The organism is Janthinobacterium silvisoli (genome assembly GCF_014200725.1).
Lineage (GTDB): Bacteria > Pseudomonadota > Gammaproteobacteria > Burkholderiales > Burkholderiaceae_D > Janthinobacterium.
On record NZ_JACHCL010000001.1, the window covers coordinates 1,234,524 to 1,255,534 of the forward strand.

General features: G+C 61.1%; 22 protein-coding genes. 7 read left to right on the forward strand and 15 right to left on the reverse strand.

The annotated features are described in order from the left end of the window. Nucleotides 1–42 precede the first annotated feature (42 nt). Complete coding sequence (locus HDE75_RS05555; RefSeq protein WP_183675853.1) at nucleotides 43–1,923, reverse strand: chemotaxis protein CheA; 1,881 nt, start codon at nucleotides 1,921–1,923, stop codon at nucleotides 43–45. Then, nucleotides 1,923–2,780 (reverse strand): protein phosphatase CheZ, encoded by an 858-nt coding sequence (locus tag HDE75_RS05560; RefSeq protein WP_183675852.1) that lies wholly within the window; start codon nucleotides 2,778–2,780, stop codon nucleotides 1,923–1,925. Before HDE75_RS05560 ends, HDE75_RS05555 begins: the two co-directional genes overlap by 1 nt. Nucleotides 2,781–3,215: 435 nt before the next feature. Here HDE75_RS05560 and HDE75_RS05565 point away from each other — a divergent pair, with 435 nt between their 5' ends. The 6 genes from HDE75_RS05565 to HDE75_RS05590 all read left to right on the forward strand — a co-directional run bounded on the left by HDE75_RS05565 (nucleotide 3,216) and on the right by HDE75_RS05590 (nucleotide 7,824). Then, nucleotides 3,216–3,683 (forward strand): universal stress protein, encoded by a 468-nt coding sequence (locus HDE75_RS05565; protein ID WP_183675851.1) that lies wholly within the window; start codon nucleotides 3,216–3,218, stop codon nucleotides 3,681–3,683. 139 nt (nucleotides 3,684–3,822) lie between these two features. Further along, a complete protein-coding gene (locus HDE75_RS05570) occupies nucleotides 3,823–4,467 on the forward strand; it encodes a response regulator (protein ID WP_183675850.1) in 645 nt (214 codons plus the stop codon). Between the two features lie 356 nt (nucleotides 4,468–4,823). Continuing rightward, nucleotides 4,824–5,645, forward strand: coding sequence for a Crp/Fnr family transcriptional regulator (locus HDE75_RS05575; RefSeq protein WP_183676621.1), 822 nt, complete (start codon nucleotides 4,824–4,826; stop codon nucleotides 5,643–5,645). A 295-nt stretch (nucleotides 5,646–5,940) separates the two neighbouring features. Beyond that, nucleotides 5,941–6,138 (forward strand): hemin uptake protein HemP, encoded by a 198-nt coding sequence (hemP, locus tag HDE75_RS05580; protein WP_183675849.1) that lies wholly within the window; start codon nucleotides 5,941–5,943, stop codon nucleotides 6,136–6,138. Between the two features lie 96 nt (nucleotides 6,139–6,234). After that, nucleotides 6,235–6,561, forward strand: a complete 327-nt coding sequence (locus tag HDE75_RS05585; protein ID WP_183675848.1) for a hypothetical protein — start codon at nucleotides 6,235–6,237, stop codon at nucleotides 6,559–6,561. Nucleotides 6,562–6,597: 36 nt separating this feature from the next. Beyond that, nucleotides 6,598–7,824, forward strand: coding sequence for a DUF2325 domain-containing protein (locus HDE75_RS05590; protein ID WP_183675847.1), 1,227 nt, complete (start codon nucleotides 6,598–6,600; stop codon nucleotides 7,822–7,824). Nucleotides 7,825–7,842: 18 nt separating this feature from the next. On the opposite strand, the gene HDE75_RS05595 is transcribed toward HDE75_RS05590, so the two are convergent. The 6 genes from HDE75_RS05595 to HDE75_RS05620 all read right to left on the reverse strand — a co-directional run bounded on the left by HDE75_RS05595 (nucleotide 7,843) and on the right by HDE75_RS05620 (nucleotide 12,949). Beyond that, a complete protein-coding gene (locus HDE75_RS05595; RefSeq protein ID WP_221291759.1) occupies nucleotides 7,843–8,394 on the reverse strand; it encodes a thioredoxin domain-containing protein in 552 nt (183 codons plus the stop codon). Between the two features lie 81 nt (nucleotides 8,395–8,475). Further along, nucleotides 8,476–9,840 (reverse strand): sulfite reductase subunit alpha, encoded by a 1,365-nt coding sequence (locus tag HDE75_RS05600; RefSeq protein WP_183675846.1) that lies wholly within the window; start codon nucleotides 9,838–9,840, stop codon nucleotides 8,476–8,478. Nucleotides 9,841–9,851: 11 nt separating this feature from the next. Then, nucleotides 9,852–10,889, reverse strand: coding sequence for an FAD:protein FMN transferase (locus tag HDE75_RS05605; RefSeq protein WP_183676619.1), 1,038 nt, complete (start codon nucleotides 10,887–10,889; stop codon nucleotides 9,852–9,854). A gap of 17 nt (nucleotides 10,890–10,906) precedes the next feature. Beyond that, nucleotides 10,907–11,734: a DUF4198 domain-containing protein gene (locus HDE75_RS05610; protein WP_183675845.1), complete on the reverse strand. Its 828-nt coding sequence runs from the start codon at nucleotides 11,732–11,734 to the stop codon at nucleotides 10,907–10,909. A 12-nt stretch (nucleotides 11,735–11,746) separates the two neighbouring features. Beyond that, nucleotides 11,747–12,262, reverse strand: coding sequence for a DUF2271 domain-containing protein (locus HDE75_RS05615; protein WP_183675844.1), 516 nt, complete (start codon nucleotides 12,260–12,262; stop codon nucleotides 11,747–11,749). Nucleotides 12,263–12,295: 33 nt separating this feature from the next. Then, a complete protein-coding gene (locus HDE75_RS05620) occupies nucleotides 12,296–12,949 on the reverse strand; it encodes a PepSY-associated TM helix domain-containing protein (protein ID WP_183675843.1) in 654 nt (217 codons plus the stop codon). Between the two features lie 267 nt (nucleotides 12,950–13,216). On the opposite strand from HDE75_RS05620, the gene HDE75_RS05625 reads away from it, so the two are divergent. Further along, on the forward strand, nucleotides 13,217–13,711 hold the full coding sequence (locus HDE75_RS05625) for a pyridoxamine 5'-phosphate oxidase family protein (protein ID WP_183675842.1): 495 nt from the start codon (nucleotides 13,217–13,219) through the stop codon (nucleotides 13,709–13,711). Nucleotides 13,712–13,758: 47 nt separating this feature from the next. Here the strand turns inward: HDE75_RS05625 and HDE75_RS05630 are convergent, their stop codons facing one another. The 7 genes from HDE75_RS05630 to HDE75_RS05660 all read right to left on the reverse strand — a co-directional run bounded on the left by HDE75_RS05630 (nucleotide 13,759) and on the right by HDE75_RS05660 (nucleotide 20,985). Further along, complete coding sequence (locus tag HDE75_RS05630; RefSeq protein ID WP_183675841.1) at nucleotides 13,759–14,061, reverse strand: hypothetical protein; 303 nt, start codon at nucleotides 14,059–14,061, stop codon at nucleotides 13,759–13,761. A 124-nt stretch (nucleotides 14,062–14,185) separates the two neighbouring features. Then, the gene (locus tag HDE75_RS05635) at nucleotides 14,186–14,578 is read right to left on the reverse strand and encodes a KGG domain-containing protein (protein WP_183675840.1); all 393 of its coding nucleotides are present in this window, start codon (nucleotides 14,576–14,578) and stop codon (nucleotides 14,186–14,188) included. Between the two features lie 152 nt (nucleotides 14,579–14,730). After that, complete coding sequence (gene pdeM / locus HDE75_RS05640) at nucleotides 14,731–15,387, reverse strand: ligase-associated DNA damage response endonuclease PdeM (protein ID WP_183675839.1); 657 nt, start codon at nucleotides 15,385–15,387, stop codon at nucleotides 14,731–14,733. Continuing rightward, the gene (locus tag HDE75_RS05645) at nucleotides 15,384–17,849 is read right to left on the reverse strand and encodes a ligase-associated DNA damage response DEXH box helicase (RefSeq protein WP_183675838.1); all 2,466 of its coding nucleotides are present in this window, start codon (nucleotides 17,847–17,849) and stop codon (nucleotides 15,384–15,386) included. Before HDE75_RS05645 ends, pdeM begins: the two co-directional genes overlap by 4 nt. Continuing rightward, the gene (locus HDE75_RS05650; protein WP_183675837.1) at nucleotides 17,846–19,474 is read right to left on the reverse strand and encodes an ATP-dependent DNA ligase; all 1,629 of its coding nucleotides are present in this window, start codon (nucleotides 19,472–19,474) and stop codon (nucleotides 17,846–17,848) included. The genes HDE75_RS05645 and HDE75_RS05650 overlap by 4 nt, the downstream gene beginning before the upstream one ends. Beyond that, complete coding sequence (locus tag HDE75_RS05655; protein WP_183675836.1) at nucleotides 19,467–20,501, reverse strand: ligase-associated DNA damage response exonuclease; 1,035 nt, start codon at nucleotides 20,499–20,501, stop codon at nucleotides 19,467–19,469. The genes HDE75_RS05650 and HDE75_RS05655 overlap by 8 nt, the downstream gene beginning before the upstream one ends. An 88-nt stretch (nucleotides 20,502–20,589) precedes the next feature. After that, nucleotides 20,590–20,985: an MAPEG family protein gene (locus HDE75_RS05660; RefSeq protein WP_183675835.1), complete on the reverse strand. Its 396-nt coding sequence runs from the start codon at nucleotides 20,983–20,985 to the stop codon at nucleotides 20,590–20,592. Nucleotides 20,986–21,011: the final 26 nt, after the last annotated feature.

Here is a 21,011-nt window from a genome sequence, read left to right on the forward strand (position 1 = left end):
ACCCGCTACGCGTAGCGGGTTTTGTCGGGAGTAAGGCGAGGCTTAGGCAGCGAGGCGCACAGTTCCCCTGCAACCATCCATCAGGAACGACAGGCCTACCACCAGCACCAGTTCTCCTTCAGCCGAGCGGGCCGTGCCGGTAATGCCTTCCACGGTAATGGCCGTCATCGGCTTGATCACCAGGTCGGCCGTACCATCGACGGCTTCCACAGCAAGAATATACGGTTGCGGTGCGGCCACCACGATGCCGACGCGCTCGCTGCACGATTCGTAGCCCAAAGCGCCCGCCAGCGAACGTACCGGCAATGGACGGCCCTGGTCTTTCAGGACCGGCGCGCCGCCCACTTCCATGAAGGTTTCCGGCAATTCAACCACACGCTGCACCACGGCCATCGGCAGCGCCAGCGCGGCGCCCGAGGTGGACACCAGCATGGTCGGCACGATCGACAGTTCGATCGGCAGGCGGATGGCAAACTTGGTGCCATGGCCCAGCGCCGATTCGATGTGGATGGCGCCACGGTTTTTTTCCACGGCGGTTTTGACCACGTCCATGCCTACGCCACGGCCGGAAACGCTGGAAGCGACTTCCTTGGTCGAGAAACCTGGCAGGAAGACCAGCTGGAAGCATTCGTCGTTGCTCAACTGCGCGTTTTCGCTGATCAAGCCTTTTTGCTGCGCCTTGCTGCGCAGGAAGACCGGGTCCATGCCTTTGCCATCATCTTGCAGCACGATCATGACGCTATTGGCTTCCTGCCATGCTTTCAGCGAAATATACGACTTGGCAGGCTTGCCCGCCGCCAGGCGGTCTTCCGGCGATTCCACGCCATGGTCCAGCGAGTTGCGCAGCATGTGCACCAGCGGATCGTACAGGCTGTCGACTACCACGCGGTCGACTTCCGTTTCAGCACCTTCGATCGTCAGCTCGACATCCTTGCCCAGGTCTTTGGCCAGCTCGCGCACCAGGCGCGGGAATTTCTGAAACAGGCGCCCCACCGGCTGCATGCGTGTGGCCAGCGTAGCGCGCTGCAACTCGGTCGAGTAGCGCGAGGCGCGTTCCAGCGTTTCGGCCAGGGTCGCCATCAAGCTGGCAGCCGGGCCTTCGAATTTGAATTGCAGCAAGCGCTCCAGCAGCACGGCAGCCTGGTTAGCGGCCTGCACCGATTCGCCGGCCACTTCCAGCAAGGCGTCGAGCTTGACTGCGTCGACGCGGATGCTGTCTTCCTTGACGGGCGCGGCATGGCGCACATCGGCGCCTTCGCGGCGGTCCACGCCATCCCAGTTTTTGGCAGCCGGCTTGGCAGCGGCGGTAGCAGTGGCAGGCGCGGCAGTAGCGACCGGTGCGGCCGCAGGCGTTGCCGCCACAGTAGCAACCGGTGAGGCGGCAAGCTTGCTGCCTTCCGGCACCACGGCGTTATACATGCCGGTCCAGTCCAGGCCGTCTTCACCGACGACTGGCGTGGCGGCAAGCGGTGCGGCTGCCACCGTTTCGGCCACCACCTCGATGACAACAGGGGCAGCAGTAGGTGCAGCAGGCGCATCCTTGCCTTCGATGGCGTTCGTCAGGATATGTTCCAGTTCCTGCGGCATGGCCGGCAAGGATTCCGGCGCGGCGCCATTGGCCAGTTCCGTCAGCTGGTCGGCCACGAAACCGGACGCCTGCAGCGCCGCCTCGATGGCCAGCGGCGTGACGGGCGCGGCACCCGTGCGCAAGGCATCAAACAGATTTTCCGTCAGGTGGCAGGCCGCCACCAGCGCGGGCAAGCCCATGAAGCCGGCGCCGCCCTTGATCGTGTGAAAAGAACGAAACACTGCATTGAGCGTTTCCTTGTTGTCAGGATCGCGCTCGAGACGCAATAGGTGCTCTTCAACATTAACTGCAAGATCCATCGCCTCGACGACGAAATCCTTGAGCATATCGTCCATTAGAATCCCAAATCGGCAAGAAGGTCGTCAACATTATTCTGGTCCAGCGCCACGGAGGGCACCGACGGGCCCTGCATCAGCGGTACGGCCGGTTTTTGCGCCAGCTTTTCGCGCACTTCGGCTGGCGCATTGTCGCGCAGCAGCTGGGCCAGTTCGTTTTCCACCGTCTTGGTAATGTTCACCACTTTTTTGATCAGCTGGCCCGTGATGTCCTGGAAGTCCTGGGCCATCATGATTTCCAGCAAGCGCGCTTTTTCCGCTTCCGTGGCAACCGACACGGCTTGCGTGAACTGGCGCGTATCGCCGGCCAGGGCCTTGAATTCCTCCAGGCTCAGCTTGCCATCGAACAGCGCCGTCCAGCGGCTGTCCATGTCCTTGGCCTTTTTCGACAGCACGTCCTGCGCCGGCATGCCTTCATCCAGGGTGTTCAACACCTTGTTGGCGGCCTGTTCAGTCAAGGTAGCCACGTATTCCAGGCGGTCTTGTGCATCGACGATCTGCGACGACGCTTCTGTCAATGCCTTGTCGTAACCCAGTTCGCGCAAGGAGTCGTGCAGCAGGCGCACGATGCCACCGAGGCGTTCAAACATGGGCTGGTCGGATTTGTCGACCGGATCGGCTGCCGGTGCTTCAGTGGCCGGCTCGGCTGAAACGTCGGCGGCTGCTTCCACCGCCGGGGCCGGCGCCGCTGCCGGTGCAGCGACGCTGGCCGATACCGAGTCAAACAAGGCTTCAAAATCGTCGTCCGCTATCTCGGCGGGCACTGGTGTGGCGGCCGTGGCAGGCGCGGGCGCGGCCGCGCGTTGCGCAGATACTTCATCGAATAAGGCATCGAAATCATCAGCGGCGTTGGTCATATCCCTGCTTCTCCATAATTTGTCAAAATTCCGCCTGAACTGTGCGTTTTACAGACTGATACCCACAATTTCTCGATTAAGATGATTTGAGGCAATACCGCTGCGATGGTGCGAGTGTAGCAGGGCGTTGCCCTATTGGTAAATCTCAAAACGCGCTTCCCACTATAAAGCGGACCTACAATTGCTTTTCCTCACGGAAATAAGTGTTCCCACTGTTGTATTTTGAAATACTACCATTGGCCTGCGGACAAGAACATGCCCAGGCAAGAAATCCCCTTCCCTTCCCACACACAAAAGCGATCCTCTTGCCAATGTTGTCTATACTGAAGGTGCAAGAGTGTTGACAATTATCAAGTCTTTACATGAAAACAATGCTGCAGCCACGTCTACAATAAGACCTGCTGCGCGCGCCGGTCCATACACCAAGGAGCTGCCATGTATAAGAAAATTCTGATCGCCACCGACGGTTCAGCCGTCTCCAACCTGACCGCCTGCGCCGGCGTAGCCTTTGCCGAGCAGATGCAGGCCGACATCCTCGCCCTGTATGTAGCGCCCGAGTATCAATACCCCGTGTATATCGAAATCATTCCACCGAGCTATCCCAGCGAAGAGGAATACCGCATCGCCATGCGCAAGGCCGGCGCCGGCCACTGGCAAGCCGTGCTAGATGCGGCAGCGAAGCGGGGCCTGCACGCAACGGGATTGACGACCTTCTCTGACAGCCCTGCCCTGAAGATCGTCGAGGTGGCCCAACTGCAAGATTGCGACCTGATTTTCATGGGCTCCCACGGCCGCAGCGGCTGGGGCCAGCTCTTGCTGGGTAGTGTCACCAACAAGGTCTTATCGCATTCGACGCTGCCAGTGCTGGTGCATAGGCTGATCAAGGAACCGCCGGCCTCATAGCAGGTCATAGGAAAGAGTGGCGCACGGTTGAAACACGGGTGGGCGCCATTTTTCAGCTAATATGACAAGCTTTCTGATTTTTTAACATCTCTTTTTAACAATTGGCCAGTTCCTGACGGCCAGCAAAGACTGCAGGCCTATGATACGTATTGTGATTGCCGACGACCACACCATCATGCGCGAGGGTTTGAAGCGCATACTCGACGGCGCGCCCGATATCGATATCGTGGGCGAAGCCATTGACGGCTTTGAAGTGCTGAACCACGTGCGCCAGGGCGGCTTCGACCTGTTGCTGCTCGACCTGTCGATGCCAGGGCGCAGCGGGGTCGACCTGATACGCCAGATCCGCAGCGAAGCACCCAAGCTGGCCATCCTGATCCTGACCATGCATGAAGAGGAACAATACGCCGTGCGCGCCATCCGCGCTGGCGCACAAGGCTACCTGACCAAGGAAAGCGCCGGCACCCAGCTGGTCGGCGCGATCCACAAGGTGGCCTCGGGCCGTCCCTACATCAGCGCCGAAGTGGCGGAACAACTGGTGCTCAACATCATGATGCCCAATGAAAGCCTGCTGCACAAACAGCTGTCGGACCGCGAATTCGAAGTCTTCTCGCTGCTGGTCTCAGGCAAGTCGATCACGGAAATCGCCAACAACCTGCATTTGAGCGTCAAGACGGTCAGCACGCACAAGACGCGCATCATGCAAAAGATGGGCATGAGTTCCCTGTCGGAAATGGTGCAATACGCCGTTGCCCACCGCTTGCTGTTACCGTTCAAGACTTGAACGTTCGCGCCGCCTCCTGTCGCCATCCTCCCCGCATCCCTGCGCAGTAGGAACAATCCTACAGACACTGCCGTAGCTCCTACTGCCATATTCAGCCACTGCTGATATTAATTTTATACGGTTGTTGGCATACTGAAACCAGTCATCAAGTTGCTGGAAAGTTATGACATCACACCGCAAGTCTTCAGCGAATTGAGCAATACACGCCAGAACCAACGCCACCGGTCCATGGGCCGGGCGCCATTTCTGTGCATTTCGTTATACACATCTGAATTACCTGCCACCAGGAGATGAACATGCTGTCCACGCAAACGTCTGAAAACCGTCCGGCCTCGTCACCAGCGCCGTCACCTTCGATGGAAGCCGGGCGCCAGCGCCAGGGGCGCTTATGGTCAAACCTGAAGGAAGTATGCGACCTGCTGCACATCTCCAACGCCTGCACCATTGCCGCGGACGAACTGCTATTCCAGCATGTACAGTTCAAAACCGGGCAGCGCATCCACACCATCGGCCAGCCATTCGATACCCTGTACATCGTCAATTCGGGCTTTTTGAAAACCGTGCTGATCGACGAATTCGGCAATGAGCAGGTACTGAGCTTTCCCATGAAAGGCGATATGCTGGGCGTAGACGGCATCCATTCGCGCCATTATTCATCGGAAGCGGTGGCCTTGTCCGACTGCGACCTGATCCTGCTGCCGTTCAAGAAACTGACAGCGCTGGGCCGCGTCCACCTGGAACTGGAAAATGTCATGTACGGCGTGATGAGCCGCGAACTGGTGCGCGAACAGGCGATGATCGGCATGCTGGGCGCCCTCAGCGCCGAAGCGCGCGTGGCCCGTTTCCTCGTCTCGCTGGCCGACCGCTTCGCGCAAATGGGCTACTCCAGCAAGCTGTTCAACCTGCGCATGACGCGTCACGAAATCGGCAGCTACCTGGGCCTGACTCTGGAAACAGTCAGCCGCACCCTGTCCGCCTTCAATGAAATCGGCTTGATCACGGTAGACCAGCGCACCATCGGCATCAAGGATCCCGATGCGCTGAAAACCCTGCGCCGTCTGCCGCCATCGCGCTCGCGCGCCAAGCAACTGGCTGCCGCCAAACTGAAGGCCGACACGCAGGCTGCCGCCAAGGCAGAAGCCGAAACGGATGCCGCACAACTGCTGGCGACGGTTTAACCCCTTAAAAATTAACAGCAAGCCAGACACAGGCTTGACCCGGCCGGAGCGCTTGCCGCCCCGCCGGGTCTTTTTTGCCTGCAGCCCATCGCTATACCCCCCCCATTCCCACCTCCCCTTGCACTTTCCCTGCCACCGCATGGCATTTCGCCATCTGAATTGACCAGGCAGCAATCCCCTCTCAAAAAAGCCCAACTAAATGCCTAATTTCGCGTAAATAGGGCTTGCTTTTCGGGCCACATTCAACAATAATGCAAATACGAATCATTCTCAACTGAGATAAAAGAAAGTCAAAATGCACACTTCAAAACCCGCCTTGGCCCAGGATGCACCTTCCGTTCACGCTCGTCCGCCTGTCAGCATGGCGCAACCGGCGCGCCGCATCACCAGCGAAGCGCTGCTGCAGCAGGGACGTGAAGTAGAAATCGAACACAGCGGCAAGATTTATCGCCTGCGCGTCACCCAATTGAATAAGCTGATCCTGACTGCCTGAGCTGCCTGAGCATTACGCAGCAGCAGGCATCACCGCGCCAGCCAGTCGCGCGCCGCGTGCGCGCCAGCCAGCCAAACCACCGCACAGGAGTGTTTGATGGCGATCGACCGTAACTCTTCGATGTCTGCCGGCGCAACCGGGCAACAGCCTGAATTGATGCTGTCAGCCGTATTACACCTGATGTCGCATTATCATGCCAACAGTGCCTGCCCGAAACTGGCGTCGGTGATCGAACGCCATTTGCAAGTCCTGTCCAGCCTGCCCGACCTGGCGCCCGTGCTGCAAGCGACTTGCCAGCAACTGTCGCAGCAATGGGCCACGCTGGTCGCCCTGAATCTGCCCACGCAGCCGAAAACCACCTTCATCGAACGCCTGGGCCGCATGGTCGGCAGCAAGCGTCCGGCCGCTTCCCTGCCGCAATAATTCTTCCGCTCCCCCTACGCCTAACAGGATACCGCCATGTGTGACAAAGACAAGTCCCTGCCCGTCATCAGCAATTGTTCCAGCGGCGAGGCCGAAAAGGCCGCGCTCGCTTCGCGCCGGCGACGGCTGTGGGAACTGTCGCATACCTGCCACTGCCCGCTGGTTGGCGTCGGCTTGCCACTCGGCTACCTGCGCAAGCTGGTCGGCAAGATGACGGGCGGCCGCGTGCTAGCCGACGATTACGAAGTGCATGTGGGCGCCGTGACGGAATGCGGCGTGCGCAACCGTTTGTCGGAAGCGTTGCAAAAAGAACTGGAACGCCGTTACGCGCCCGTGATCCTGCGTTTTCGCGGCGCCAAGACCACGGAACAGGTGGCGCAATTATGGCGCGCGGCCGTGGCCAATGGCGATGTGGCCGGCGCCTTCTGGGCAGGCTTGACGCATCCGCGCTGCGATGCGGAACTGGAAGAGCAGATGTGCCGGGACTTGCACATGATCCAGCACCAGGCCGGCGCCTGCGTGCGCGCCGACATGGGCAAATTCACAGCCTTGCAGGAAGAAAACGCGCGCCTGACGCACGAACTGGCCAAGCTGCAACAACGCAGCCACGCCCTGCTGCAAGAAAAGACGGGCGACCTGGAACGCCAGGAAGCGCTGCTGCTGCGCGCGCGTGCCGAAACCATCGGCAAAGATAGCGTGATCGATAGTTTGCGTGCCGAACTGGCACAATTGCAAGCCATCGTACCGGAACTGGAAGCACGCACCCGCCTGGTCGAACGGCTGGCGCAGATGGATGAACGTGAAAAGGAATTGCGCCAGCAAATCAGCGAATTGAAACAGGCGCAACCGCGTACCATGCCCGTCGCACCGCCACCGGCGCCGAAGCTGGAAGCGCAGAGCGGCGGCAAGCTCAAGATGCCGATCCGCCTGGTCGATCAAAGCGTGCTGTGCGTGGGTGGGCGCAGCGGCAACGTGGCCACCTACCGCGCGCTGATCGAGCGGGTCGGCGGCCAGTTCGCCCACCACGATGGCGGCCTGGAAGACAATGCCAATATGCTCGATTCCAGCCTGGCGGCGGCCGACCTGGTGATTTGCCAGACCGGCTGCATCAGCCACAGCGCCTACTGGAGGGTGAAGGACTATTGCAAGCGCACGGGCAAGCGCTGCGTATTTATCGACAACCCCAGCATTTCCAGCCTGGCACGCGGCTTGCAGGAAGTCAGTGGAGAGATGGAGCCGGCGGCGCTGAACACAGCAGAGTAAAGTGCCGCCCCTGCCTTTTTAAGCTTGCAGTTCGCGCTCGATGGCCTCGCGCAAAATCGCATCATCGGCCGTGGTATCGGGCGCAAAGCGTCCTACCACGCGGCCATCCTTGCTGATCAAAAACTTCTCGAAATTCCACAGCACGTCAGTCGGATTTTCCTGCACGATGCCGTAGCCGGCCAGTTTGGCGCGGAAATCGCTGCCCGGTTTTTCCTGCGCCTGCGGCTGCTGTTCAATCAGGCGCTGGTACAGCGGATGCTGGTCCGGGCCCTTGACGACGATCTTTTCAAACAAGGGGAATTGCACGCTGAACTTGCTGCTGCAAAAGTCCGCAATCTCGGCATTACTGCCCGGCTCTTGCGCGCCAAATTCATTGGCAGGGAAACCAGCGACCACCAGGCCTTCAGCCTGCTTGTCTTCATACAGTTTTTCCAGGCCTTCGTACTGCGGCGTCAAGCCACAGGCCGACGCCACGTTGACCACCAGTAACACCTTGCCCCGGTACGCGCCCAAGGTGGCGGCCTCGCCATTGATGCGGTGCAGGGGAATGTCGTAAATGCTCACACTCATGATGTCTCCTTGGAAGAAACAACCATCATAACCGCCTCTGCGCGGACGTGCTGGCGAGCGCGCAATATCGCAATAGATTGCCTAATAGACATCCCTCCGGTAGCGTCCTTGCGCCGCCAGCGCATCGAGCGCGGGCCTGCCCAGTATGTCTTGCAGGGCCAGGTCGACGCCGCCCGCCATGCCGGCCAGGCTGCCGCAAATATAGATGGCCGCGCCCTGCTCCAGCCACAATGTCACTTCATCGGCATGGCTGCGCAAGCGGTCCTGCACATACAGGCGCTCGGGCTGGTCGCGCGAAAACACCAGGTCCAGGCGCGGCAAGTCGCCGCTGGCATGCCAGTGCTGCAACTCTTCGCGGTAATGAAAATCGTGCTCGGCATTGCGTTCGCCAAAGATCAGCCAATTGCGGCGCTGGCCGGCCAGCACCCGGCTTTTCAAGTGGCCGCGCAAGCCGGCGATGCCACTGCCATTGCCGATCAAGATCAATGGCCGCGCCGCATTATCTTCCAGGCGGAAACGCCGATGCGGACGCAAGCGCAGTTGCACCGTATCACCTGGCTGCGCTTGCGCCGTCAGCCACCCAGACGCCAGCCCCAGGCTGCCATCGGAGTGAGCATGCTGGCGTACCAGCAAATGCACGCTGCCGTCATGCGGAATCGAGGCGATCGAATACTCGCGCGGCTGCGCCGGGTCGGCCGGGGCAGCCACCTGCACCAGATCGCCAGACTGCCACTCGGGCAAGCTGCCCTTGGCAGGCGCCAGTTCCACGTGATACACGGCGCCGCCGGCGCTGCCTGGATTTAACAAACGCCGCGCCAATAAAAACCAGTCCTCAAAGGCGGGCGCGCTCCAGTCCGGCGCATCGCTGGTGCCAGCCAGATGACTCAGATGCTGGAACCAGTGTTCGATGGCGGCGCCTGCGCTGAGGTCCACTTCGATGCGTTCGAACAAGGGCGAGGCGCCCTGCCCGGCCAGCCAGGCATCGAGCGCGCGGCCAAAGCCGCAATACTGGCTGTAACTGCTGTCGCCCAAGGCCAGCAGGCCATAGTGCAACTGAGGCAGCGCCAAGTCCCCCGTCATCAAGCTGCCGATGAAGGCGGCGGCATTATCGGGGGCGTCGCCCTCGCCATAAGTGCTGACCAGAAACAATGCCCGCTCGGCCTGCTGCAAATCATCGGCAGTGACATCGGCCAGGGCGCACAGTCGTACTGGAACACCGGCCAGCTGCAAACGATGGGCCGTCTGCGTGGCCAGCTCTTCGGCATTGCCGGTCTGGCTGGCGTAGACCACCAGCCAGGCCGGCGTATCGGCAAGCGTTTCCTTGGCCGCTTTGTCTGCGCGGCGACGCTTGCGCGCGCGCAACCAGGGTGCCAGGCAGACACCGGCATAACTGAGGGACAGGCCAGCCAGCAAGGCCAGCCGCGTCGTATCGTGCGTAAAAATCATGGGGTTCAGTTTTATTCGTCCAGCATGGCCAGCATCTGGCTGCTCAATGTTTCACGCAAGCCATCTCCGTCGCGCTGCAGGAAACGCGCAGCCAAGCCTTGCTCCTCGGCCAGTGCCAAACCGGCTTCCGGCCCCAGCACAGTCAAGGCCGTCGACCAGGCGTCGGCCGCCATGCATTCGGCGTGTACTACGGTGACGGAAGCGAGTTGGTTGCTGATCGGCATGCCGTTGCGGGGATCGATAGTGTGCGAAAAGCGCGCGCCATCATCCTCATCCTGAAAGAAACGCCGGTAATCGCCCGACGTGGCGACCGACAAGCCATGCAGCGCCAGCAGCATTTCCTGCGGATGGGATGCAATCTCAGTCATGCCATCGACTTGCTCCAGCATCACCCACCACGGCTGGCCATCGGGCTTGCTGCCAGCACCGCGCAACTCGCCGCCCACTTCCACCAGATAATGGCGGATGCCCTGGCTATCGAGGTAGCGCGCCAGGCGGTCCACGCCATACCCCTTGGCGATGGCCGACAAGTCCAGCAACAGACCGCCAGGCTGGCGTACGCGGCGGGCCGGCAAGTCCAGTTCCAGACGGCGGCGGCCTTGCTGCGACAACAAAAAGGCTACTGTCTCGGGTGTTGGCGATTGAAAGCCGGGCTGGTCATAACGCTGGCGGGGGCCGAAGCCCCACAGGTTGACCAGGGCGCCGGCGCAGGGATCGTAAGCGCCGCTGGAAGCGTGCGCCACGTGCATGGCAAAACCCAGCACCTCGCAAAACGCGGCAGGCAAGCTATGCCAGCTACCCGGTTCGGCCCGGTTAAAGCGGCCCAGGTCGGAGTCGTCGCTCCAGTGGCTCATCTGCGCCACCACCAGGTCCAGCTGCTGCTGCAAGCCTTGCTGTAAATCAACACCAACGGCACGCCCCGGCGTGGCGTTGTCGAGCAGGTGCACCGTCCAGCTGGTGCCCATGCTGAGGCCGCTAAAACGGCGAGCGACGGCGCCGGGCGGCGCGGCCTCGTCAGAAATATGCAGAGGCAGCAGCACCCGGCGCATGGCAGCTCTCGTCACAATTACTGCGGCAACACTTCCACGCTGGCAGCGTAGGTCATGCGGCGCTCAGGCATGGCCGGTGGCTGGCCGGGTACGGACGGTGCGGCAGCTGGCCAGCTGCTGCTCAGGTAATACATGCCGGCGGCCGGCACGGTGAAAGTGATCTCGCCCTTGGCATCGGTCGTCTGGCGGATTTCCCCCAGCACGCCACGGTAGCGTACGCCACCGGGCACCAGGCTGAACGCCAGGTTGGCGGCTGGCTTGCCATCGACCAGGAAACGCCAGGTGGCTTTTTCGCCCGCGCGCAAGTCGTTCGGATGCGTGACGGGCACAAATTCCAGACCGGCGCCGGTCGGCTTGAACACGACCGTGCTGGTCTCGCCATTGCTGAAGAAAGTTTCCAGACGGCCCGCCGTGCGCGTGACTTTCAATTCTTGCGCATCGGCCGGCACGTCTTTTTTAAAGGTTTCTTCGTTGCCGCGGAAACGCTTTTGCTCGCCATTCACCTTATAGCTGGCCATCACGGTTTGCGACACGATGGCCGCTTTATACGTGCCCGGCTTTTCCAGCTTGACGTCGAATACACTACGCAGCCGTCCCGTCAACACATTGGCGGGCGCTACCGTGGCGCCATCCGGCCCCGTGATTTGCAGCAAGTCCAGACGCAGCGGCTGGTGATCGATCTCAAACAAGCCATCGGATACGGCCGCATCCACCGTGACCCAGGCATCCTTGCTTTCCACCATGGTGCTCGATGGCACCATCCAGCCGCGATGGGCGTGGGCGCTCAGGGATAAGCCGGCCAGGGCCAGCACCATCAATGACTTGCGTACTTTCGTATTGAACATGATGGGCGCGCCTTATGGTTTGAGTTGGACGACGACGTTACCGAGTTCTTCCTTGCCTTTGGCAGGGACCGACTCGGCGCTCTTCGGCGGCCACTGGAACGGCACGCGCACCAGTTCGCGGCCGCCCGCTTCACGCGCCGCTTCCACCACCAGTTGATATTCGCCGGCCGGCAACTTGTCGAACACGGCTTTCGAACCCGGGAAAGTCAGATTGTGTTCGCCAGGCGCGCGCGTGGCGCCGCTGACGCCATCGACCGGCATGGCCAGGTCGCGGCCGCTCTTGCGCCACCATTGGCGCATATCCTTGAGCCACTTTTCACCGGCCTTGTCTTTCTTTTTCACGTCGTACAGTACGGCCAGGTTGCCCACCACTTTCTGGTCCGGCGTTTCCAGCCAGGCAGCCACGTAGGGACGATGATATTCCGCCACGTTCAGTTGCGGGATTTCAAGCTTGAGGGACAGGTCGGCCGCCATGGCCGAAGTACCGATCAGGGGAAGTCCAAGCGCAAGGGAGTAGCGTAATTTCATGGTATGCCTGTAAAAAAGTGGAAAATAAAAACATCAGTGGATGAACAGCAAGGCGATACCACACGGTATCAAAATGCCGAGTCCTACCATCGGCCAGGTCAGGGGACGTTTGACTGCATGGAACTTTAGAATCAACAAGCCTGTGAGGCAAAATACGATGCACAGGCCGGCAAAGATATCGATGAACCAGTTCCAGGCCACGCCTGTGTTACGGCCCTTGTGCACATCGTTGAGCCAGGAAATCCAGCCCCGGTCCGTCACTTCATATTCGGCCGCGCCATCCTCCAGGGCTATGCGCACCCAAGCGTCGCCGCCGGCCCTGGGCAGCGGCAAATACACGTCGTCCATCGACCATTCGGCCAGGCGCCCGCCCGCATTGATGGACCACTGCTGGGTAAGCCAGCGCTCGGCGATGCCGGGCAGCGGCGCATTGGCGCCATCGTGCTGGTGGGCAAAGGCAGCCAGCTGGGCCACCACGGGCGCGGGCACGGTGGCTTTCTGGCGTGTGACGGTTGGCTTCGCTTCAATCTGCGTAGCGTGATTCAGGGTAATGCCGGTAACAGCGAACAAAAACATCGCCAGCAAACATAGTGCTGAACTGATCCAGTGCCATTGATGCAGTTGCTTGAGCCAGACGGCGCGGCTGGCATTTTGCCTGGCCTTGTCGGCGGTGGCCGCATCATGCATGGCACGCTCCCGCGCAGCGGTCTGATTGCTTCATTGACATTCCTCACAATAGTATTCTTGGCCAGGCTTGCTACTTTCCCAAGAACAAACCAGCATAAAGATGATAATGATTATCATTTATGAAGTCAACCAAACCGGAGCCTGGCCGGGCGGCCGTTTTGTAACAAGATTGAAACATGGATCGTACGCCAAGGTACGCTGCCGAACGGTGCCAGGGCTCGCCGCCCCCTATGCTGGAGCTTCGCCATCCACCAACTGGAGCATGCCATGAGCTATAACAGCGAACAATTGAACATCATCGCGGGCAAGATCAAACAAGTCAAATTTGGCATGTTTACCACCAGCGACGATACGCGCACCCTGACCAGCCGCCCGCTCACCTTGCAGCAAACCGATAGCGAAGGCCGGATGTGGTTTTTCGTATCCGAGCAGACGCCGTTCGTGCGCGATTTGCTGAACAATCCGCAGGTTAATATCAGCTTTGCCGAACCGGGCGACAGCCTGTATGTCTCGGTCTGCGGTCATGCAGAGCTGGTAAAAGACCGGAGCAAGGCAGAAGAATTATGGAGTCCGCTGGTCAAGGCCTGGTTCCCCGGTGGCCTGGACGATCCGCAACTGGCTCTGATCAAGGTGAGCTTGCAATCAGCCGAATACTGGGACGTGAACAGCAGCAAGATGACGCAATTCTTTGAAATGGCCAAGGCTGCCATTACGGGCGACCGGCCCAAAGACTTGGGTGAGCATGGGAGAGTGGATCTTTAAAGAAAAAACACTGGCGCACTGCGCCAGTGTTTCACCTGTCAAGTCCGTCAGACACCGGTGCTGCCGGTGGTATCGGGCGCACAGGAAGTATCCGAGGCGCTTTGCTGGTTTTGTCCGCCAGCGCCACCCTGGCGGTGCGGCAAGCGGTCAGCGCGGCGTACTTCGCCGATGGCAAACTGGTCGTCGCCGATATCGAGTCCTTGCTCGCTATCGACCAGCACAAAGTTTTGCCCCGCCGCCGGGTCGCTTTGCTTGTTGCCTGTAGCACCCGTCATGGTACCGGACATATTGCCCGGACTGCCAATGTCTGGGCTGCTCTCTGGCTTGGCCCTGTTGTGTGATTTAGCCATGTCAATCTCCATGGTGGTTTGCTGCACTATCGCAGCCTTTTCAGCATAGTCCATATGCATCGCGAGAGGTAGGGCGATGCCTGGCCAGACCGCATCGCCGCCGCCCCTAACGCAAGCTCAGGCTTCAGCTGCCGCCGCGTGAACCGGAACCGCTGCCCGAGCCCGAACCTGAGCCAGAACCGCCGCTTTGCTTGCTGGCTCCGCCCGCCGTGTCGCTGGTGGTGTCGGGACGCGTGGACGCATTGTCGCGCGTGCCCGACGAGGTACCGGCACTTTGCCGGTTGCCATCGTTTTTATGGCTTTGGCTGCCAGCCCGGCGCGCTTCTTCCGACGTGAATTCATGGGCCGTGCCTTTTTCATGCGCGGCACGTCCACCTTCGCTGGCGATTTCACGCTGCTGGGCAGGGTCCATGGACGCAAAGCCCCGTTTGCTGGTATCGCTTTGCTTGCTGCCTCCGCTCTCGCCCGCCTTGCCGCCCGCTTTACTACCTTGTTTATTGTCGCTCGATGTAGCCATGATGGTCTCCTGGTAATGAACGCGCTGAAATAAAATAATGTGCCCATGCAAAGTTGACAGCCCCGCATGGCAAGGGAAACCTCATCTTAGTGCCGGCATGGTGCATTACAAATAGGACGGTGACATGAGAAAATGTAGGACATCTCCCGCGATCATGGCAAAGGGAAAATGGCCCCGTCCGCTACCACATACACGGCCTCGTCCAATGCGGGGCGCACCGCGTAGCCGCCCGTGAAGGCGCCAAATGCAGGCAGGATCAATCTCGATGGTCCCTGCAGAAAACACGGCAGGCGCAAGCCGTCGTGGCCGGAGCGCAAGTGATAGACAGGATGGACGTGGCCAGCAAATACATAAGCCTCGCTGGCCGTGTCCGGATGATGGCAAAACGCAAACGGCCCCAATCGATATGGTTCGTCGACCAGCGTCACTGCCAGCAGGCTCGACGGGTCACCCGCATGCAGGTCGTGATTGCCGCGCACCAAGGTCAGCAACAATTGCGGATGGCGGCGGCGCCAGGCAAGCATGGCCGCCACCGTGGCTGGCGCATGGGCCGCCCTGGCATGCAGAAAATCGCCAAGAAATACAATCTGCCGGCAAGCAACTTGCGCCAACAGCGCATCGAGCGCCTGCAGGTTTTGCGTGGTGGTGCCGCGCGGCACGGGCACGCCCAGCGCGCGAAACGATACGGCCTTGCCGAAGTGAATATCGGCCACTACCAGCATCTGCTGCGCCGGCCAATATAGCGCCCTGCCCGCCAGCAAGAGCATGCTTTCTCCGGCAAGAATGACGCGACAAGATGCACCCATCATGCAGCCGCCTTTTCCAGCTCGCGCACCAGGCGGGCCACCCTGTCCGACAATTTTTCCGTGGTCAGCTTTTCGCGGAAACGCTCTACCATCAAGCCAAAGGCAAATGGCGAAGCACGCGGCAAGCTATGCAAGGCCAGACTGCAAGCTTGCATCTGCTGCAAGGTGACACGCAAGCGCGTCAATTCCAGCTCCTGCTCCAGCACTTCCCGCTGCGCCTGCGTCAGCAGTAGATTGCTTGCATCATGCTTGCGGAACACTTCAAAAAAGAGCGAAGACGACGCCTGCAACTGGCGCGCGCTTTTCGGCTGGCCCGGATAACCCTGGAACACCAGGCCGGCGATACGGGCAATTTCACGAAAGCGCCGCTGCGACAATTCCGTGGCGTTCAGGCTGGCCAGCACGTCTTCCAGCAAATGTTCCGTGGCAAACAGGCCCACCTCCACCCCGCGCTCGCCGCGAAACAATGGAGCCAGGTCCAGCTCCTGCGAACCCAGCAGCTCAAAACCGTAATCGTTGACGGCAATCGAAAAGGTGGCCGGCTGCGTGCGAGCGATGCGATAGGCCAGCAGGGACGCCAGGCCCAGATGCACGGAGCGGCCCGCAAACGGATAGATGAAGACATGCCTGCCTTCGCGGCTGGACAAGGTTTCAATCAATAAAGTGGTACGTGTGGGCAAGGCCGACCAGCGCTGCTGTATTGCCAGCAAGGGCGCCAGCGCCAACATTTCCGGCCCCTGCGCCTTGCCATCGACGGCCAGCTGCAGCTGGTCCAGCACAGCGTGCGCCAGTTCGGACGATAGCGGCATCTTGCCGCCCTGCCAGCGCGGCACGGCGCCCCGGCTGCCAGTAGCGCGCCGCACATAGGCGGTCATTTCATGCACGCGCACGAATTCCAGGATGCGCCCGCCAAACAGGAAATGGTCGCCCTGGCGCAGCCGCGAAATAAATGATTCCTCAATGCTGCCTATCCTGCCGCCACTCATGAACTTTACCTGGATGGACGCTTCCGACACGATGGTGCCTATGCTCATACGGTGGCGCCGCGCCAGGGCCGCATCGGGCACGCGGTAAATGCCTTGCTCGTCAGGCAGCACGCGCCGGTATTCCGGATACACAGACAAGCTTTGCCCACCGCGCGCCACGAAGTCTAGCGCCCACTGCCACTCCTCTGGTGTCAGCTGGCGGTATGACCAGGCCGTACGCACTTCTGCGTACAGCTCGGGCGAGATAAAACCGCCCCCCAGAGCGATCGTCACCAGATGTTGCACCAGCACATCAAGCGGCTTGTCGGGCACGGGCCGCGCTTCAAGTTGACCGTGGGCCAGCGCCTGGCGCGCACCGGCCGCCTCCAGCAATTCCAGACTATTGGTGGGCACCAGCGTCACGCGTGAAATGCGCCCCGGCGCGTGGCCGCTGCGCCCGGCCCGCTGCACCAGCCGCGCAATCCCCTTCGCGCTACCGATCTGCAATACCCGTTCGACCGGCAGGAAATCGACACCCAGGTCCAGGCTGGAGGTGCACACCACCGCTTTCAGCCGCCCTTCCTTCAACCCCTGCTCGACCCACTCGCGCACTGCCCGGTCCAGCGAACCATGGTGCAGGGCGATCAAGCCGGCCCAGTCGGGGCGCGCATCGAGCAAGTGCTGGTACCACAATTCTGCCTGCGAGCGCGTGTTGGTAAATACCAGGGAAGTAGCGCTGGAATCGATCTCGGCAATGAGCGGCTGCAGCATCTGGATACCCAGGTGGCCGCCCCAGGGAAAGCGCGTGGGGTGCTCGGGAATCAGGCTATCGATGACGATGCGCTTCTTCACCTTGCCTTCGACCAGTACGCCATCCGTATCAGTACCCAGCAGCACATCTTGCGCCTGCCGCAAATTGCCCAAGGTGGCCGACAAGCCCCACACCATCAAACTCCCTTGCCACAAACGCAAACGGGCCAGCGCCAGCTGCACTTGCACGCCGCGCTTGTTGCCCATCAATTCATGCCATTCATCGACGATGACGGTTTCAAGCAAGCTGAACCTTTGCTGCGCATCAAGCTGGCTCAGCATCAGCGACAGGCTTTCCGGCGTGGTGACCAGCACTTCGGGCCAGGCTTTCGATTGCCGCGCCCGCTGCGCAGCGCTGGTGTCGCCCGTGCGCGCCTCGATGCGCCAGTCCGGCACCAGGTCAGCACCCGACGCTTGCAAGGCGCGTACGGTATCGGCGGCCAGGGCGCGCATGGGCGTGATCCACAATACGCGCAAGCCCTGCTTGCGGCTGCTGCGTTGCTGCCGCCCCGCATATAACAGTGCGCCAAACCAGACGGCGTACGTTTTACCAGATCCTGTGCTGGCATGCAGCAAACCCGATTGGCCTTGACGGGCTGCGCGCCAGACCGTGCGCTGGAAGGGGAATACCGTCCAGCCGCGGTCAATAAACCACTGATCGATACGCTGGAGCAGCGCGTTCGTGCTCATGCCAGCATGCCTTTCAGGGTGGCCAGGGTATCGGCGTCCGCGATGGTCTTGTCTTCGCGCCAACGCAGGATGCGGGGAAAACGCACGGCAATGCCCGCCTTGTGGCGGCTGGAAGCAGCAATACCCTCGAAGCCGATCTCGAATACCATGCTGGGCCGCACGCTGCGCACGGGGCCGAACTTTTCTATCGTGGTCTTGCGGATCACCGCATCGACCTGGGCGATCTCGGCATCGGTCAAACCCGAATACGCCTTGGCAAACGGCACCAGTTTACGCCCGCCCTCCACTTCCGGGTCGTCATCCCACACGCCAAACGTGTAATCGGTGTACAGCGAAGCGCGCCGGCCATGGCCTGCCTGCGCATAGATCAGCACGGCGTCGATGGTATGCGGGTCTATCTTCCATTTCCACCAGGTACCACCATCCTTGGTGCGGCCCACGCCATATGCGCTAGAGAGCTGCTTGAGCATCAAACCCTCCACGCCACGGACACGCGATTCTGTGCGGATGGCCGCCAGCGCTTGCCAGCTGTTCGCTTCGATACGCGGCGACAAACGCAGGGTGGGCGCAGCCACTGTGGCGATCAATTGTTCCAGCAAAGTGCGCCGTTCATGCTGCGGCAGGTGGCGGATATCGATACCATCGTATTCCAGCAGATCGTAGGCGACCAGCACCACCGGCAAGTCGGCCATCAACCTGGCAGAGACGGTCTTGCGGCCCATGCGTTTTTGCAGGTCGGCAAAGGGTGCAGGGACTTTCCCCGCCTGCCAGACGAGGATTTCGCCATCGATAACCGTGCCTTCCGGCAAGGGCAAGCGCGCCAGTTCAGGAAAGCGCTCCGTCATCAAGTCTTCGCCGCGCGACCATAGCCAGCTTTGCCCATCGCGACGCAGCAGCTGCGCCCGCATGCCGTCATATTTCCACTCGACCAACCAGTCGGCCGGTTCGCCCAAGGTGGCGGGATCGGCCTGTAGCGGATGGGCAAGGAAAAACGGATACGGCTGGCCGCCGCGCAAGGCATGCTCGCCCGCATGCGGTTCGCCGATCAATTGCAAAAAACCGGCCGCCGTGGGGCTGACCCTGCCATCGGTCCAGCCCATCAAGCGCTGGGCGATCAGCTTGCTGTCGACCGCGGCGATGGCGGCCAGCGCCCGCGTCACCAGCAATTTGGATACGCCCACGCGAAAGCCGCCGCCGATCAACTTGGTCAGCAAAAAACGTTCACGCGTTTCCAATTCATTCCAGTAAGCATGCAGCGCCGTGCGGATGGTCTCTGGCGCAGCACCACGCAAGGGGGCGATGCGCTGCTCTACCCACTCGGCCAGGCCCACATCGCTGCGCCCGGTAGGTGCAGGCAAGATCAGGGCGATAGTTTCCGCCAGGTCGCCCACCGCGTGATAGCACTCATCGAATAGCCAGTCGTCGAGGCCGGCAAACTCGGTCGCGTACTGGCGCAGCAGCTTGGTGGGCACGGCCTGGCGCGGCTTGCCGCCGGCCAGGAAATACACGGCCCAGGCTGCATTTTCGGGTGAGACTTGCCGAAAATACGCTTGCAAGGCAGCCAGCTTGCGGCTGGTGGACGTGGTTTCGTCGAGCTCGGCGTACAGACGGGCAAAGTCACGCATCGTTGCCCCCTTGCTCCGCGGCCTCTGCGTCTGCGGCGGGCTCGGTTTCTTCGTCGCCATATTCCGTCTCGAAACCGCCAGCCTGTAAGCCTTGTTGGCGCAGCCAGCGCACCATCACGGCGGTGGAACCATGCGTGACGATCACGCGCTGCGCGCCGGTGGCAGTAATCGCCTGCATCAAGGCGGGCCAGTCGGCGTGGTCGGACAACACAAAACCGCGGTCCACGCCACGCCGCCGGCGCGCGCCGCGCAGCAGCATCCAGCCGCTGGCAAATGCATCGCTGTAGTCGCCGAAACGCCGCATCCACGGCGAACCGGCCGCCGATGGCGGTGCGATGACGATGGCGTTCCGCAAAGCGGCTTTATCTACTTCACTCACCATCACGGTAGGCGGCAGGGCCACGCCGCAATCGCGGTACACCGTGTTCAAGGCTTGCACCGCGCCGTGGCAGACGATGGGACCGATACTGCTATCGAGGCCGCTCAAGATGCGCTGTGCCTTGCCGAAGGCGTAGCACAGCATCACGCTGCAGCGCCCGGCTTGCGCATTCGTCCGCCACCAGGCGTTGATATCGTCGACAATTTCCTGCTGCGCCTGCCAGCGGTAGATGGGCAAGCCAAACGTAGATTCGGTAATGAAGGTATCGCAACGCACGGCTTCAAACGGTGCGCAGGTAGGATCGGCTTCCAGCTTGTAGTCGCCCGACGCCACCCATACCTGCCCCTGGTATTCGATACGCACTTGCGCCGAGCCCAGCACATGGCCGGCCGGATGCAGGGAAATCGTCACGCCGTGGTGAGTAAGCCGCTCGCCATAGACCAGTCCCTGGATATTCACGGGCCCCAGGCGCGCCTGCAGCACAGGCAGACCAGCGGCCGCGCTCAGGTAATGGCGGTGGCCCACGCGGGCGTGGTCGGCATGCGCGTGCGTGATGACGGCGCGCTCGACGGGACGCCAGGGATCGATATAAAACTGCCCGGGCGGACAATACAAGCCTTCCTTGCGCACCACTACCAGGTCGTCCATCTGCCGCCCCTCCCGCACATGACTGTGATGGGACGAGTGTAGAGGGAGGCTGGCGGCTTCTCTGTCCGCCAGCGCACAGATCAGCGTACTAGCGCACGAGGATGGCCCACAGCAGCATCAATAGACCAGCCACCGAAACCAGCCAGACCAGGGTGCGCACCACCGGGATGCCGAACGCATACAGCGGCACGTAGATGACGCGCGCCGCCAGGTAGAGCGCGGCGCCATACAGGGTCAGCGTGCTTTCCTGCGCCGTGACGTGGATGATCAGGACCGCGGCGGCAAACAGGGGCAGGGTTTCAAACAGGTTGGCCTGGGCCCGTTGCAGCCGTCCCGTGATCTTGCCCACCGGTGGCCCGGCGCCATCGCGCGCGCTCACGTTGTAGGCCGTGCCCGTTTCCCGCGTACGGAATAAAGACGGCAGCATGATTTGCACCAGCGCCAGTACCAGGGTCCAGCCGAGTATCGTCAGTTCGGGTGTCATGTTTGCCTCTCAATGATATTTCAAAT

Bases quoted from the DNA above. Each gene is read 5' to 3' on its own strand.
- HDE75_RS05650 (WP_183675837.1), bottom strand. From the start codon at position 19,474: ATGCGTGACTTTGCCCGTCTGTACGCCGAGCTCGACGAAACCACGTCC.
- HDE75_RS05625 (WP_183675842.1), top strand. From the start codon at position 13,217: ATGAGCTATAACAGCGAACAATTGAACATCATCGCGGGCAAGATCAAA.
- HDE75_RS05590 (WP_183675847.1), top strand. From the start codon at position 6,598: ATGTGTGACAAAGACAAGTCCCTGCCCGTCATCAGCAATTGTTCCAGC.
- HDE75_RS05565 (WP_183675851.1), top strand. From the start codon at position 3,216: ATGTATAAGAAAATTCTGATCGCCACCGACGGTTCAGCCGTCTCCAAC.
- HDE75_RS05555 (WP_183675853.1), bottom strand. From the start codon at position 1,923: ATGGACGATATGCTCAAGGATTTCGTCGTCGAGGCGATGGATCTTGCA.
- HDE75_RS05645 (WP_183675838.1), bottom strand. From the start codon at position 17,849: ATGAGCACGAACGCGCTGCTCCAGCGTATCGATCAGTGGTTTATTGAC.
- HDE75_RS05615 (WP_183675844.1), bottom strand. From the start codon at position 12,262: ATGAAATTACGCTACTCCCTTGCGCTTGGACTTCCCCTGATCGGTACT.
- HDE75_RS05570 (WP_183675850.1), top strand. From the start codon at position 3,823: ATGATACGTATTGTGATTGCCGACGACCACACCATCATGCGCGAGGGT.
- HDE75_RS05655 (WP_183675836.1), bottom strand. From the start codon at position 20,501: ATGGACGACCTGGTAGTGGTGCGCAAGGAAGGCTTGTATTGTCCGCCC.
- HDE75_RS05630 (WP_183675841.1), bottom strand. From the start codon at position 14,061: ATGGCTAAATCACACAACAGGGCCAAGCCAGAGAGCAGCCCAGACATT.
- HDE75_RS05600 (WP_183675846.1), bottom strand. From the start codon at position 9,840: ATGATTTTTACGCACGATACGACGCGGCTGGCCTTGCTGGCTGGCCTG.
- HDE75_RS05560 (WP_183675852.1), bottom strand. From the start codon at position 2,780: ATGACCAACGCCGCTGATGATTTCGATGCCTTATTCGATGAAGTATCT.
- HDE75_RS05620 (WP_183675843.1), bottom strand. From the start codon at position 12,949: ATGCATGATGCGGCCACCGCCGACAAGGCCAGGCAAAATGCCAGCCGC.
- pdeM (WP_183675839.1), bottom strand. From the start codon at position 15,387: ATGATGGGTGCATCTTGTCGCGTCATTCTTGCCGGAGAAAGCATGCTC.
- HDE75_RS05585 (WP_183675848.1), top strand. From the start codon at position 6,235: ATGGCGATCGACCGTAACTCTTCGATGTCTGCCGGCGCAACCGGGCAA.
- HDE75_RS05605 (WP_183676619.1), bottom strand. From the start codon at position 10,889: ATGCGCCGGGTGCTGCTGCCTCTGCATATTTCTGACGAGGCCGCGCCG.
- HDE75_RS05660 (WP_183675835.1), bottom strand. From the start codon at position 20,985: ATGACACCCGAACTGACGATACTCGGCTGGACCCTGGTACTGGCGCTG.
- HDE75_RS05635 (WP_183675840.1), bottom strand. From the start codon at position 14,578: ATGGCTACATCGAGCGACAATAAACAAGGTAGTAAAGCGGGCGGCAAG.
- HDE75_RS05610 (WP_183675845.1), bottom strand. From the start codon at position 11,734: ATGTTCAATACGAAAGTACGCAAGTCATTGATGGTGCTGGCCCTGGCC.
- HDE75_RS05575 (WP_183676621.1), top strand. From the start codon at position 4,824: ATGGAAGCCGGGCGCCAGCGCCAGGGGCGCTTATGGTCAAACCTGAAG.
- hemP (WP_183675849.1), top strand. From the start codon at position 5,941: ATGCACACTTCAAAACCCGCCTTGGCCCAGGATGCACCTTCCGTTCAC.
- HDE75_RS05595 (WP_221291759.1), bottom strand. From the start codon at position 8,394: ATGAGTGTGAGCATTTACGACATTCCCCTGCACCGCATCAATGGCGAG.